We start from the raw sequence: 11,022 nt of genomic DNA, 5'->3' as shown, positions 1-11,022 counted from the left end.
ATAAATTTCAATTTTAAAATCTTCGCTGACTTGTGTGTGTGATAAATTTGTCTGTTCATAATTTACACCATTAGCAGGAAGTGTTTTGGTTCTTCTGCAAAAGCGGAAGTTGAAGGGATTAAAACACCCAATGCTAAAGCTCCTACACCTAATTTACCTAGTTTCTTTTTCAACATACTATCATTCTCTCATTCATATTTTTTTATAATATAAAAAGTCGAGATATTATGTATTTCATAGCTAGTCTTGTATCCCTTATATTCATCATACATTAGTTGGTATAGTTTAGGGATTATTTTTTACAAAATATTCAATAATTTGATAAATTTGTCTAATATCCGAAAATATTTGTTGAATTAATTGTATTGTATAATAAATTCAAGTTTTTCTTACAATCAAAAATTGTTCATTCTATGCAACAAACGCTATAAACAAGCTCTTATGTATATTTACGTAAGAGCTTGTTTGCATGCGTATCACTCTTTTATGTACAATGAAAGAAAAACATCTTATGAGATGGGGAGAGGAAAACCCATGTCCAACCAACAATTAGTGAATTTACGCATTGATTTTGCTTTTAAACAATTATTTGGCACAAGTGGAAATGAAGATATTCTAATTGCTTTTTTAAATGCCATGTTACAAGGTTCTTTAGAATCCCCTATTGTTTCCTTGCAATTAGAAGACCCACACTTGCATCGAGAACATGAAGAGGATAAATTATCGATTTTAGATATTTCCGCAACATTAGATATGGGAACAAAGGTAAATGTAGAAATACAGCTAAATAATAATCATGATATGATTAAACGAAGTTTATATTACTGGGGAAGACTATACACATCCCAACTTCAAAAAGGAATGCCATATAGTTCTCTTCATAAAACAATTACGATTAATTTGTTGAATTTCGTTATGTTTCCTGAATACGAGGCATTCCATACAACAGGAATCCTATGGAATCAACAACAGCAAAAGATATTGAGTAGTGATATCGAAGTTCACATTGTGGAGATTCCAAAACTCATGCAACAGTGGCGGAATGAACAAGTAAATCCCTGGGAAGATTCATTTGTTCGTTGGTTGTTATTACTTCCAGCGAATGAGGATGAAAAATTAACCCAAACATTGGAGGATATTGCGATGAACCAAGACCCGATTTTACAAAAAGCAATAAATAAATGGGAACGTATGAGTCAAGATTCTTCTTTCCGACAAGCATATGAAGCAAGGGAAAAAGTTCTGATGGATGAGGCCGCAAAATTTGCTCATGCAGAACAAAAAGGGATTGAAAAAGGGAAAATGCAACTGATACGTGGTATGCACAAAAACGGAATGCCAATAGAAGATATTGCAAAGTTTACGAATTTAAGGATAGAAGAAATACGAAACATTTTACAAGTCTAAATGATTAAAAAATAACACCTACAATGTAGGTGTTATTTTTTAGTGGCCACCGCTACCAGGAGTATAATTAATGTTCGAAGGAATATAAATTCCTGTTCCTGGATCAAGAAATCGACTGTTTTCTTAGTTACTTGTTTTAGAATTCAATTAATATTTCACATTCATTTTATCTCCATTGAATAATTAACGATTACTCCTTTATCAGTATGCCATATATCTTTGACTGTTTTTTTCTTAATATCATAATAAGAAAGCACACTTTCCTTTGGGGACCCCAATGTATTATAATCTTTTTTACTATCATAAAGACTTGATAAAAAAAAGAAACCTTCACTTTTTTCACTATACTTTAACGCTCTTATTTTAAAGTGTTTTTCCGTATCGTCAAATAGTGGCTTTATTTTTTTGGAATTCAAATTTATTTCTGCAACATGGGAAGTAGGGTTGGTCAAATTTTCATCATAACTGAATATCACTGAACTTTCATCATCGGCAAATGAAGCCCCGCTAATAAATTTTTCCACTAAGCTAACATGTTTTTCTTTATTTCCATCCACATTATAAATATCTAAACTGTATTTAGCTGGACGCATTGTGATTTGCTTTTCATTTGCTTCTTCAAGCTTCTTTTTATCTTCAGCCTCAGAAAAGGAAACTATAACTAATTTATTATTATTGGGATTGTAATCAAAATCCAAAATACTTTTATCCTTATCGTCTTTTTCCCATATTTCTAACTTATCCTTTTCAATATTATAAGTGGCAATATGAAAATTACGATACTCATCTTTTAATAAAACTCTCATGAAAACCGTTGTTTGTTTGTTATCTATTTGTATAAGATCTACATTACCTAATTCCTTAGTCAATTGCCTTATTTGATTTTTTTGTAAGTCCTTAACAAACAATTGCATTGTACCGTCTTCAGCTTTATCAGCAAAGTACAATTTGTTATGGAGTTTTGAATAAGAAAAAGTAGTATAATCTGGTATCTTTTTCCTTAATAATACTGTGTTTTCTTGTAACGTTGGATCATATTCATAAAATGTATTTGTAAGAAGCTTAGGTTCAAATAGGTTTATGTATAATTTTTGAGAAGGTGTATCATTTTTATTAACAACAACACTCCCAGATGTAAGGAATTTGTAACTAAGTATGACACACAAAGATACAGCTATTAATGAAAAAACTATGGTTTTCTTCATTATATCCCCCCTAAAAAAATCCAGATATAAAGTATTATATCCGGATTTTTTCGAAAATTATTCGGTTATTGCTATTCCACCGGATCTTTCAGTTCGACCATTCTTAATCTGACCATCACTTAGTTTTCCCCCTAATGCCACAAATGTATTAGGAAGTACATCCACTATAACACCAAATTTTTTAAACTCGCCATAATCCCATTTCTCAAGAACTCTAGATTTCCCTTTATCTAAGTTCGTTACTACAATTTTGGTGCCCTTTCTAATATATGCCTCACTCGAGTCAACAGCGCAATCATTATCCGTCATCCACTTTCCGTCAGCCCCTGGTTTGTAAGGCGTATAATTACTTATCTTACCGTAACGGGTTATCGTATCCGCTTTAGCTGTTTGTCCTCCAAATACATTGACTGTTGTTAATAAAAACGTAGCAATAATAAAAATGAAACTGAATTTCTTCTTCATAATATTTTTTCTCCTTTTCATTTTTTTGAACTAGTTCTTTTTAATTTTATAACATAGAAAGAATTATTCAACATTATTGTTAAATAATTCCAATCAATATTCATATATAGATTTATAGAGAAAAAGCCAATAGCCTGGATACAATTAAGTAAGTTTTACTACAATTTATAATTTTTTTCTTGGGTTTAATATAAGAGAAGTAAAAAAATCTAAGTTAATGTACAAATAGGCATACCAATTTAAAAAATATGAGTTTTACAAAAGATACAAAATGTTAAACTCATAAGAACCAGTGATATCATGCGTTTTTCTATGGTATTACTGGTTTTTTCCGCTATAAAATGAAAAGAAAAAGATTGTCAGTTTAACAAAATAAAGTTATAGTTAAAGTAAGTTTTACATATTATAGGCAACAGCATCGTATTAGGAGGTCGTGTTTTATGGCGAAAGGAGGACGAAAACCTGGATCAAAAGAGCCAATTCGTTCATTAGAAAAAATTGAAGAGATGAAAGATTGGTTATTACAAAATTCCTCATATCGAAATTACTTTTTATTTTACTTTGGAATTAATACAGGTTTACGTATTAGTGATATTTTGCGATTACGTGTAAAAGATGTTCGTGGAAAAGATGTCATGAAAATTAAAATGGAAAAAACAGATACAACGGTAGAAGTGTATTTCAATTCAGTCTTACAACAAGAAATTGCAAAGTACACAAGTAATCGAGCTGATTCTGATTGGCTATTTCCAAGTCGTCAAGGAGATAAACCCATTACAAGACAAATGGCACATACTTTCTTGCATAAGGCGGCCGAGGCTTGCGGTATTGATTCGGAACAATGGGGAACACATAGTATGAGAAAAACGTTTGGATATCACTATTACCAGAGAAAGAAAGACGTCTACTATTTAATGAAATTATTTGGTCATGCGACACAAGGGCAAACGTTACAATATATAGGTGTAGAAGCCGACGAGATTCGAAAGACAATGGAAGACTTTACGTTGTAAGAACGAAAAGGAGGATATTGTTTATGGTGGATGTAGTTATTAATTTTTTACTAAATGCTTTACCAAAGAAAAAATTCACTTGTGAGATGTGTCAATTTGTTTTTCCGTTGCCAAGAGGGGACGTAAGAGATTGTAAAAAGAAAAATGATGGTCCCTATTGTCCGAAATGTGGGGATAAGCATGGAGGACGGAAAGAGAAAAATTATAAGACGGTATTTGTAAATTAAGTAATAAAGAATGGAGGGATTACGGATGAAGTGTGTTGAGTTTGAAGCATTAAAAGAATGTGGATCACCAACAGTTTATTTTTGCGAACATGAGATGAAACATAGTTGTTTGATTGCAATTCCATCATGGAATTGGAGTTTTTTAATGGATTATACGATTGATTTTAAAGATGAAAAGCCTATGTTAATGAAAGCATTGGAGAAGTATGTTTCTTATCATCTTGTGGAGAATGTTGCAGATGTATTTTATGACTTTGCTCTTAGTGAAATTTAACCAAAGCGTTATTTTGAAAGAAAAGGAGTAATGCGAAATGTCTATTGAGAATCAAAAAATACTCGAAGAAAAAGAACGGGGAAGGAAGTCTAAAAAGTACGAACGTATTTTTATCATTTCTTTTCTTACGACTATACTTCTTATTATTGGAGGTATAGTTATTGTAGGGTATACAGGTTTTAAATACATGGGGTACTTAGCTATAGTAATTATAGTCAGTATAGCTGTTACCAATGATACGCAAAAAATATATAAGAAGTATCATAGAAGTAAAAGGGCAATTCAATAAGCAGTTTTTAAGATAGGATCGTTATTTTAAATGGCTTATTGTTAAAAAAGTAAGGGTGAAAAGATGCGGGAATTAAGACCCTTAAAGGGGAGTGAACAAATTTATGGGAGAAATCATATTGTTGGTTGTTTGTGTGTACATTTTGTTGACCTTTGCTATTTATATGACAATAAAAGATTTTTATTTTGAAAAAGAACAACCTGGTGTACTTGTTGTTCTTGCTGTATGTTCATTACCTATATCTGCAGTGATCACTTATTTTATGATTAAGCTATTTGATTCTATTTAAAACAAAATTGTATTTGAAGAGGCAATATATCATATAAAATTAAGAGCATGAAAGAGGTGTAGAAATGAAATTTTTTAATAAAATATTTAAGCCTGTATCCAAACCAACATTTCCTATTGAAGATACTAAAAAATTATCAGATAGTGAAATTGAATTTTTGATTGAAAAATTTGAAGGTATGGAAGACGGTTTAAAATGGATGCTGAAAGAGAATATAAGGACATTTAGAGTAAGTAATGAAAAATTAGAATTTCATAAATTGTTAACATCAAAACTTACCGATAAATTACTAAATAAAAGTGATTTTTCAAAAATAGAGTTAGAAATACTTAATGCCATGTTCAAAGAACAAGAAGGATTTATACCGGTGTGTGAGTTTGAATTGATATCTGAAATTGAGGGTAAAGAAAATAGGAATGAGATTGAACATGACTTGAAACAACGGGGTTTTGAGTATGTTGAAAATATAGGGTTTATTCGCATTTTAAATTCTTAATTATTCAACAATAAAAAGGGGGAGTACAATGAAATTCAAAGGGGTTATAAGCAATTTTTTAACGGTAGGGTTATTATTTACAGGATGTTCCACAATTCAAAATTCGAATCAAGCCAAACAAGCAAATGGATCACAAAATATTGCACAAGTGATAGAGTTGCCATCGAATAAGTATCCAGAAACAGCGGCACATATTAAAGATGCGATTGCAAACGGTAAAACAGATATTTGTACAATCGATCGAGATGGAGCCCCGGAAAGGAGAAAACAGTCATTAGCAAATGTTCCAACGAAAAAAGGATATGATCGGGATGAATATCCTATGGCCGTTTGTCTTGAAGGCGGTAAAGGAGCTGATATTAAACATATAAAACCAGCTGACAATCGCGGCGCAGGCTCATATATAGGTAATAAAATGGAGAAATTACCAGACGGAGCGAAAGTGAAAATTGTTGTGAAATAAAGGGGTTAGGGCTATGACAATTATAAAACTGTCTTGTATTTTCGTTATAGTTACATTCCTGTTATGGCGCTTTATAAGACTTTTATATCGTTTTTTAGAAAAAAAGGCTCAACAAATAGAGGAAAGACAGGAAAGTAAAAAGGCTCAACTTAGAGAATTACGAAAAGATGCATTTGAAAATCGATATGATGAAGTTTGTTACAATGAGTCACCACCATTTAAGAGTAAACAACGTAAGAAATCCGCAAAATCTTCTACTTATACAGATGATAATTCAGCCTATATATCACCTGTTGTAACTACATCTACATTCCACTCACATCATGATAATTCATCAAGTAATTGTGGCGATTCTTCTTCTAGTGATGCTGGAAGTTCCAGCTGTGATTAATTAATAAAGAGCTATCTTATTTCTTATAAAAAAACAAATGAAAAAAGGAGAGGGAAATCAAAATGGAATTAAATCAAAGACTGCATATTAAAAATAAATATTTGGATTACTTACTGTTTGGCGATTGGCCTGAATTAAAGGGGCTGTTCGAAAACATATCTTCATGGGTTGGTGGCAGTAATGATGAACAGGAAGCAAAATTTTTACTAACTGAAATGGTATGCTCTATTTTTGAGGTTCCATTTAACGTAACATTTGGTTATCGAGAACACATTATTAACAAAATCAAAAATAAACCAGGTTATAAAATGATTGAACAAGAAATGAAAATGGAAATTGCTCGGTTATATAATGTAACACAAGAAAAACTTAAAACAGAGTTTAAAACAAACAATGTATTACTATATCGGGGGTTAAATCGAAATGAGCTAGATTATTTTTATAAAGACTCATCTAAAATAAAAACTAATATGTTATCTTCGTTTACTATTGATCCTAATCGTTATTGTAAAGAGGTTCAAGTTGCAGTAGAAGTTCCAATTAAAAGTATCTTGTTTTATGAGAATTTATGTCCTATGAAAGAAGTAATAGAGGAAGATTATGCTTTTTCCTTAGGTTTACATGTGGAAAGAGAAGTGATTGTTTTTAATAAAGAAGGGTTTTTGGAGATTAAAGAAGTCACTTATACAAATGAAAGAGGCAAAAGAATAAGAGAAGCCGAAGAATCATTTTAACCTTGTGTAATTTTTCATATATTAAAAGCCCTACATTCATAGGGCTTTTTTATTTGTCGAAAAAATACGAAATAATAAAACAAAAAGTAGTTGATTATAGGACTTATAAGTCCTATAATTGAGTTATAGAAAAACTTAAAGAAGGAGGGTAAATAATAAAATAAGCCATTATCAATGTGATAAATGGCTTTGAAATGAATTTAGGATTTATTATAGGGAGCCTGTCAATTCCCTTCAATCCTTCTACAAATATTATAGCAAAAGTATTGTGGAGGGAAAACAATTATGAAAGCAATTGATAACTACATGACACCAAGTGAAGCCGCATTCTATTGGAAGATACCTGATTCAACTTTAAGGAACAAGTTACAAGAGGGAATTTCTAAAAAAGCGGATCAAGAAAGAGAAGTAATGATTCAACAGGGATTAATTAAATGCTTTATTAAGCCGAATGGAAAGAGAAAAGAATGGATTATTACTTCTGAAGCAATGATAAAGTGGTTTGGAGAAAGAAAAAACTAATATTTTAAAAGAAAGATGTTCCCTAGCCTGCCAGCTCAAAAACATCTTTCTCTAATACAGAATCATAATTTAAGAAAGGAAGAATGGCTATGAAACAAATCCTTATTAAAATTACGTCTGGTGAGCCTATTTTAACACAACCTCACCTTAAATTTAAGTTCCTCAAAAAATTTTACTCATCCATTTCAGAAAATTACAAAAAGTTAAATCGTTATTTTGGTATTGAAGAAAATGTTTCCGATCAGATTTGGTTTTATGGTTTCTTTGCAACCTCCATTTTTATGATGCTTTTCACCTACTTATTTTCTGGTATCCTATATGGATTTTAGGGGGAACCCATATGGAAGAAAGGCTATTTTTAAAACAATCCCTCTAGAAAGGAGATAAAACATTGATCCAATCATTAAAGAGTACCATGCAATTTATTGGTTTGATCTTAATTAGTGCGTTGATTGCTGTCAGCTTAGTGAATTAGTCCTTTACGAAAGAAAGGAGCAATCACATGGAAGATTACAAATGTAGAGCGTGCGGAGAGAGTGCCGCGGAAGGATTTGCGTTAGGAAGACTATGTTATTACTGCATTGAAGAAGTTGTAATTCACATGAAAAAACAGATAGAAGACAAAGAAATTTCTTGTACGCATGTAGATAATCAAACAATCGAAATCAAAGGAATAGATGAATCTATAACGGTTTGTCATGAGTGTGGAGAAGAACTATAAAAGGGAGGAAAGAAAATGAAAATCGGTGTATCTGTATGGAGAGTTCTTTGCAAAGAAACAAAGTTGAAATTGCTTCAAAATGCTATGCAAGAGAGTAAAAGCCGCTTTACAAAACAGTCCCTTTCCATTGCTATAAAGCAACAGAAAGGGGAAGTGTGATGAGTGATCGTATTGGTGAAGGGCACAAGAAATAAGATGCCTTCAAAAATATTTTAGCATGTTCATGTAAGAAATAAAGGGGGAATTTAATATGATGAAAACAGTCCAATTGTTGAAAAGTGAAGAATTTGAAATCGGTACAACAGATAAAAACGGGCACAAATTAAGACAGTCTGATTTTGTTGTCACGCAAGATGATTTTGAGGGTATTAGTATTTGTCAAATCCTATACAACAGTATTGCAAAAGAGTTTGTGGCCATGAGTGATTCTAATTGGTGGATACCGTATCATGATTTATCTGTTGCAACAGAAAGGCTAGATTATGTCATTGCAAAAGAGTTTTTGGGGCTAGAAAAATGCGGTACATATTGGGGTAAGAATAGTACATCATTTATTAGAATGCCGATTGAATATTTCAATCCTGTTGAGGAATCCACTTTTATTCTTGAAAAATTAGGGCGGCAATATGACGATCTATTGAGCGTAAAAGAAAATGGGTGCTGGTACCTAACAGTAAACAAGAAAATATATAGCGAAAAGCGTCTTGGGATAGCCGCTTGTTTAGCCGCTGTTGATACTGTAAGAAACAAGAAGTAGGGATTTGATTTTAAGGGAGAAATACAAATTATAAATAGGGGGAATTAAAATGTTACATGCAGTTATGCAAGAGCAAAATTACTGGAAAGGCCAAAAACAGAAATTCCGAAGAAATAATAAGAAGTTATTAATTTCATTAGAACCATATTTGTATGAAAAATTGGAAGAGTTCGCATTGTATAACGAAAGTTTAGATCACATTGCATCGGAGCTAGTAACAGAGGGATTAGAATATATTTATATGGAGGATATCCCTGTTAAACAATCTCATGCTTATCAGCATTTTGTAGAAATTGAATTATCACCATTTCAACTAAAGCTACTACAACAATTAGCACTTAAACGAGGATGTTCAACAAGAAAAATGGCATATACAGTATTACATTTCATGTTACAAACAAAGTAAAAGAACCCTTCATAACAAAGGATTCTTTTACCAGGTATTCGTTGGCAAATGATTTCATCAAAGGAATTGAGTCTGGACACTCAATTCCTTTTTTATGTTATAAAAAAGAAGGTCATTTGTCAAAAAGCATTTGCTATAGAATAACAAATGCTTTTTGTTGAACTTGAATTGAACACTTTCAGAAAGTATTTATATTGTTTGCCTTTTTTTCTTGAAAAATTGTGCCCTCAATCACTAATTTTACCATAGAATATAGAAAATGTAGCGTCTTAAAATAGAAAAACCTATTGGTTTTATATGGATTTTTTCTTTATAATAATAAAAGGCAGTTCCCGAATGTAAATAGGCTCTCGTGCTTTTCTTGCATGAGAGCCTATTTACATGAAAAAAAGATTGGATATTTACCAATCTTTTTCGTGTAAGGGGTTAACGATAGCTTGTTATTACAACTCTTTTTTTATTTTAACATAATTAATCAGAAAATTCAATCTAACATTTTTTCTCAATATGGTTTTTCATATTTTTGAATTATAATATGATTAATTCTTTTTATTTCTATATCTGTCTCTTATCTTCCCGTTATGAATCCTTATTGAATTAAGGATTCTTTTTTTATCATCATTTTTTGATTTAATCGATATTTTCCCATTGCTTCATAAATTAAAAGGTCTAATTTTTGACTAAAATCAATTACTTTTTTATGGCTAAATCCATATTTTTTTACAAGATAGCTCAATTCTTTTTTTTGATCTTCAATCATGTCATGTAGTAATCGCATATCCACCTTTTTCTTTAAACTCCTTTATACATAGAATCTCGAAAAAATTGTATCCAAAAAATTGCAAACAAAAAACAAGGCTGAAACCAGCCTTGCCCTAAAGGAAAAAAACTAACTCTTATATCTAAGAGTACATTATGTATGGGAATTTTTGAAGTGGATATGCCTTAAAAAGGATAAAAAGGTTATAATTGTAAGATTTTGAAAGTTCGTTATTCTATAAAGAAACAGTCGAAATCGCTTGTTTATAAAGGAACATTTGCTTTCCATTGCTTAAAACTAGTACCGAAAATTTATCAACAGCGATAATTTTCCCAGGTACTCTGACACCGTTTATTAGAAAAATCGTTACTTCTTTTTTCTCTTCTATTAACTTCTCATAAAATTTTTCTTGTGTATGCATCATTTAGATGGTTGCAACTCCTCTCCTTTTTCGGAACGGTTCATAGCTTCTAAGAATACATATTCTTTTACTGTTAGCTCAACCGTTGGGCAATATTCAACCTTTGATAATTCGTGAAATAGAGAAAGGTTTTTGTGTAGTTTTTGAATCATTTCATCTAAAGTGATTTCTCCTACACCATA

20 protein-coding genes and 1 pseudogene are annotated in these 11,022 nt (G+C 31.3%); 16 read left to right on the top strand and 5 right to left on the bottom strand.

Features of this window, described 5'->3' with window-relative positions; translation table 11 throughout:
• Positions 1 to 534 precede the first annotated feature (534 nt).
• Positions 535 to 1,407 carry an Rpn family recombination-promoting nuclease/putative transposase gene (locus tag JFU54_RS03415; protein ID WP_483862123.1) on the top strand — a complete coding sequence of 291 codons (873 nt, stop codon included), beginning with the start codon at positions 535 to 537 and terminating at the stop codon, positions 1,405 to 1,407.
• Positions 1,408 to 1,568: 161 nt separating this feature from the next.
• On the opposite strand, the gene JFU54_RS03410 is transcribed toward JFU54_RS03415, so the two are convergent.
• Positions 1,569 to 2,612, bottom strand: coding sequence for a hypothetical protein (locus JFU54_RS03410; protein ID WP_201063757.1), 1,044 nt, complete (start codon positions 2,610 to 2,612; stop codon positions 1,569 to 1,571).
• A gap of 57 nt (positions 2,613 to 2,669) precedes the next feature.
• A complete protein-coding gene (locus JFU54_RS03405) occupies positions 2,670 to 3,077 on the bottom strand; it encodes a hypothetical protein (protein WP_201039303.1) in 408 nt (135 codons plus the stop codon).
• Between the two features lie 440 nt (positions 3,078 to 3,517).
• Here JFU54_RS03405 and JFU54_RS03400 point away from each other — a divergent pair, with 440 nt between their 5' ends.
• The 15 genes from JFU54_RS03400 (at position 3,518) to JFU54_RS03330 (ending at position 9,659) form a co-directional block, all read left to right on the top strand.
• Positions 3,518 to 4,090, top strand: a complete 573-nt coding sequence (locus JFU54_RS03400) for a tyrosine-type recombinase/integrase (protein ID WP_201063756.1) — start codon at positions 3,518 to 3,520, stop codon at positions 4,088 to 4,090.
• A 23-nt stretch (positions 4,091 to 4,113) separates the two neighbouring features.
• Positions 4,114 to 4,317: a hypothetical protein gene (locus JFU54_RS03395; RefSeq protein WP_201063755.1), complete on the top strand. Its 204-nt coding sequence runs from the start codon at positions 4,114 to 4,116 to the stop codon at positions 4,315 to 4,317.
• Between the two features lie 25 nt (positions 4,318 to 4,342).
• Positions 4,343 to 4,591, top strand: a complete 249-nt coding sequence (locus JFU54_RS03390) for a YueH family protein (RefSeq protein WP_201063754.1) — start codon at positions 4,343 to 4,345, stop codon at positions 4,589 to 4,591.
• Between the two features lie 37 nt (positions 4,592 to 4,628).
• On the top strand, positions 4,629 to 4,880 hold the full coding sequence (locus tag JFU54_RS03385; protein ID WP_201063752.1) for a hypothetical protein: 252 nt from the start codon (positions 4,629 to 4,631) through the stop codon (positions 4,878 to 4,880).
• Positions 4,881 to 4,998: 118 nt separating this feature from the next.
• Positions 4,999 to 5,169 (top strand): hypothetical protein, encoded by a 171-nt coding sequence (locus JFU54_RS03380; protein ID WP_242489413.1) that lies wholly within the window; start codon positions 4,999 to 5,001, stop codon positions 5,167 to 5,169.
• 64 nt (positions 5,170 to 5,233) lie between these two features.
• The gene (locus JFU54_RS03375) at positions 5,234 to 5,665 is read left to right on the top strand and encodes a hypothetical protein (RefSeq protein ID WP_201063748.1); all 432 of its coding nucleotides are present in this window, start codon (positions 5,234 to 5,236) and stop codon (positions 5,663 to 5,665) included.
• 28 nt (positions 5,666 to 5,693) lie between these two features.
• Entirely contained in the window at positions 5,694 to 6,128 is a 435-nt protein-coding gene (locus tag JFU54_RS03370; RefSeq protein WP_201063746.1) for a NucA/NucB deoxyribonuclease domain-containing protein, read from the top strand.
• A gap of 13 nt (positions 6,129 to 6,141) precedes the next feature.
• A complete protein-coding gene (locus tag JFU54_RS03365) occupies positions 6,142 to 6,519 on the top strand; it encodes a hypothetical protein (protein ID WP_201063745.1) in 378 nt (125 codons plus the stop codon).
• Between the two features lie 62 nt (positions 6,520 to 6,581).
• Complete coding sequence (locus tag JFU54_RS03360; RefSeq protein WP_201063744.1) at positions 6,582 to 7,253, top strand: NAD(+)--dinitrogen-reductase ADP-D-ribosyltransferase; 672 nt, start codon at positions 6,582 to 6,584, stop codon at positions 7,251 to 7,253.
• 285 nt (positions 7,254 to 7,538) lie between these two features.
• The gene (locus tag JFU54_RS03355) at positions 7,539 to 7,775 is read left to right on the top strand and encodes a helix-turn-helix domain-containing protein (protein WP_016127997.1); all 237 of its coding nucleotides are present in this window, start codon (positions 7,539 to 7,541) and stop codon (positions 7,773 to 7,775) included.
• Between the two features lie 89 nt (positions 7,776 to 7,864).
• The gene (locus JFU54_RS03350; protein WP_000809621.1) at positions 7,865 to 8,104 is read left to right on the top strand and encodes a DUF3961 domain-containing protein; all 240 of its coding nucleotides are present in this window, start codon (positions 7,865 to 7,867) and stop codon (positions 8,102 to 8,104) included.
• A 173-nt stretch (positions 8,105 to 8,277) separates the two neighbouring features.
• Positions 8,278 to 8,496 carry a hypothetical protein gene (locus JFU54_RS03345; RefSeq protein ID WP_201063743.1) on the top strand — a complete coding sequence of 73 codons (219 nt, stop codon included), beginning with the start codon at positions 8,278 to 8,280 and terminating at the stop codon, positions 8,494 to 8,496.
• 15 nt (positions 8,497 to 8,511) lie between these two features.
• A complete protein-coding gene (locus JFU54_RS03340; protein WP_000690451.1) occupies positions 8,512 to 8,655 on the top strand; it encodes a hypothetical protein in 144 nt (47 codons plus the stop codon).
• A gap of 94 nt (positions 8,656 to 8,749) precedes the next feature.
• Positions 8,750 to 9,253, top strand: coding sequence for a hypothetical protein (locus JFU54_RS03335; protein WP_201063790.1), 504 nt, complete (start codon positions 8,750 to 8,752; stop codon positions 9,251 to 9,253).
• Positions 9,254 to 9,302: 49 nt separating this feature from the next.
• On the top strand, positions 9,303 to 9,659 hold the full coding sequence (locus tag JFU54_RS03330) for a hypothetical protein (protein WP_000902062.1): 357 nt from the start codon (positions 9,303 to 9,305) through the stop codon (positions 9,657 to 9,659).
• A 589-nt stretch (positions 9,660 to 10,248) separates the two neighbouring features.
• On the opposite strand, the gene JFU54_RS03325 is transcribed toward JFU54_RS03330, so the two are convergent.
• The 3 genes and pseudogenes from JFU54_RS03325 to JFU54_RS03315 form a co-directional block, all read right to left on the bottom strand.
• Positions 10,249 to 10,419, bottom strand: a complete 171-nt coding sequence (locus JFU54_RS03325; RefSeq protein WP_207192593.1) for an aspartyl-phosphate phosphatase Spo0E family protein — start codon at positions 10,417 to 10,419, stop codon at positions 10,249 to 10,251.
• Positions 10,420 to 10,654: 235 nt separating this feature from the next.
• The gene (hfq, locus tag JFU54_RS03320) at positions 10,655 to 10,840 is read right to left on the bottom strand and encodes an RNA chaperone Hfq (RefSeq protein WP_170956888.1); all 186 of its coding nucleotides are present in this window, start codon (positions 10,838 to 10,840) and stop codon (positions 10,655 to 10,657) included.
• A pseudogene (locus tag JFU54_RS03315) lies at positions 10,840 to 11,022 on the bottom strand (hypothetical protein); the annotation flags it as partial. The gene hfq and the pseudogene JFU54_RS03315, both read right to left, overlap by 1 nt.

The sequence above is a fragment of the Bacillus sp. TH19 genome, from assembly GCF_016651075.1.
Taxonomy (GTDB): domain Bacteria; phylum Bacillota; class Bacilli; order Bacillales; family Bacillaceae_G; genus Bacillus_A; species Bacillus_A mycoides.
Note: the sequence above shows the minus strand (reverse complement) of the source record. Positions and strands in the feature narration are given on the sequence as shown.

What these genes read in the sequence shown, in the direction of transcription:
- JFU54_RS03415 (WP_483862123.1), top strand. Translation starts at nt 535, where the DNA reads ATGTCCAACCAACAATTAGTGAATTTACGCATTGATTTTGCTTTTAAA.
- JFU54_RS03410 (WP_201063757.1), bottom strand. Translation starts at nt 2,612, where the DNA reads ATGAAGAAAACCATAGTTTTTTCATTAATAGCTGTATCTTTGTGTGTC.
- JFU54_RS03405 (WP_201039303.1), bottom strand. Translation starts at nt 3,077, where the DNA reads ATGAAGAAGAAATTCAGTTTCATTTTTATTATTGCTACGTTTTTATTA.
- JFU54_RS03400 (WP_201063756.1), top strand. Translation starts at nt 3,518, where the DNA reads ATGGCGAAAGGAGGACGAAAACCTGGATCAAAAGAGCCAATTCGTTCA.
- JFU54_RS03395 (WP_201063755.1), top strand. Translation starts at nt 4,114, where the DNA reads ATGGTGGATGTAGTTATTAATTTTTTACTAAATGCTTTACCAAAGAAA.
- JFU54_RS03390 (WP_201063754.1), top strand. Translation starts at nt 4,343, where the DNA reads ATGAAGTGTGTTGAGTTTGAAGCATTAAAAGAATGTGGATCACCAACA.
- JFU54_RS03385 (WP_201063752.1), top strand. Translation starts at nt 4,629, where the DNA reads ATGTCTATTGAGAATCAAAAAATACTCGAAGAAAAAGAACGGGGAAGG.
- JFU54_RS03375 (WP_201063748.1), top strand. Translation starts at nt 5,234, where the DNA reads ATGAAATTTTTTAATAAAATATTTAAGCCTGTATCCAAACCAACATTT.
- JFU54_RS03370 (WP_201063746.1), top strand. Translation starts at nt 5,694, where the DNA reads ATGAAATTCAAAGGGGTTATAAGCAATTTTTTAACGGTAGGGTTATTA.
- JFU54_RS03365 (WP_201063745.1), top strand. Translation starts at nt 6,142, where the DNA reads ATGACAATTATAAAACTGTCTTGTATTTTCGTTATAGTTACATTCCTG.
- JFU54_RS03360 (WP_201063744.1), top strand. Translation starts at nt 6,582, where the DNA reads ATGGAATTAAATCAAAGACTGCATATTAAAAATAAATATTTGGATTAC.
- JFU54_RS03355 (WP_016127997.1), top strand. Translation starts at nt 7,539, where the DNA reads ATGAAAGCAATTGATAACTACATGACACCAAGTGAAGCCGCATTCTAT.
- JFU54_RS03350 (WP_000809621.1), top strand. Translation starts at nt 7,865, where the DNA reads ATGAAACAAATCCTTATTAAAATTACGTCTGGTGAGCCTATTTTAACA.
- JFU54_RS03345 (WP_201063743.1), top strand. Translation starts at nt 8,278, where the DNA reads ATGGAAGATTACAAATGTAGAGCGTGCGGAGAGAGTGCCGCGGAAGGA.
- JFU54_RS03340 (WP_000690451.1), top strand. Translation starts at nt 8,512, where the DNA reads ATGAAAATCGGTGTATCTGTATGGAGAGTTCTTTGCAAAGAAACAAAG.
- JFU54_RS03335 (WP_201063790.1), top strand. Translation starts at nt 8,750, where the DNA reads ATGAAAACAGTCCAATTGTTGAAAAGTGAAGAATTTGAAATCGGTACA.
- JFU54_RS03330 (WP_000902062.1), top strand. Translation starts at nt 9,303, where the DNA reads ATGTTACATGCAGTTATGCAAGAGCAAAATTACTGGAAAGGCCAAAAA.
- JFU54_RS03325 (WP_207192593.1), bottom strand. Translation starts at nt 10,419, where the DNA reads ATGATTGAAGATCAAAAAAAAGAATTGAGCTATCTTGTAAAAAAATAT.
- hfq (WP_170956888.1), bottom strand. Translation starts at nt 10,840, where the DNA reads ATGCATACACAAGAAAAATTTTATGAGAAGTTAATAGAAGAGAAAAAA.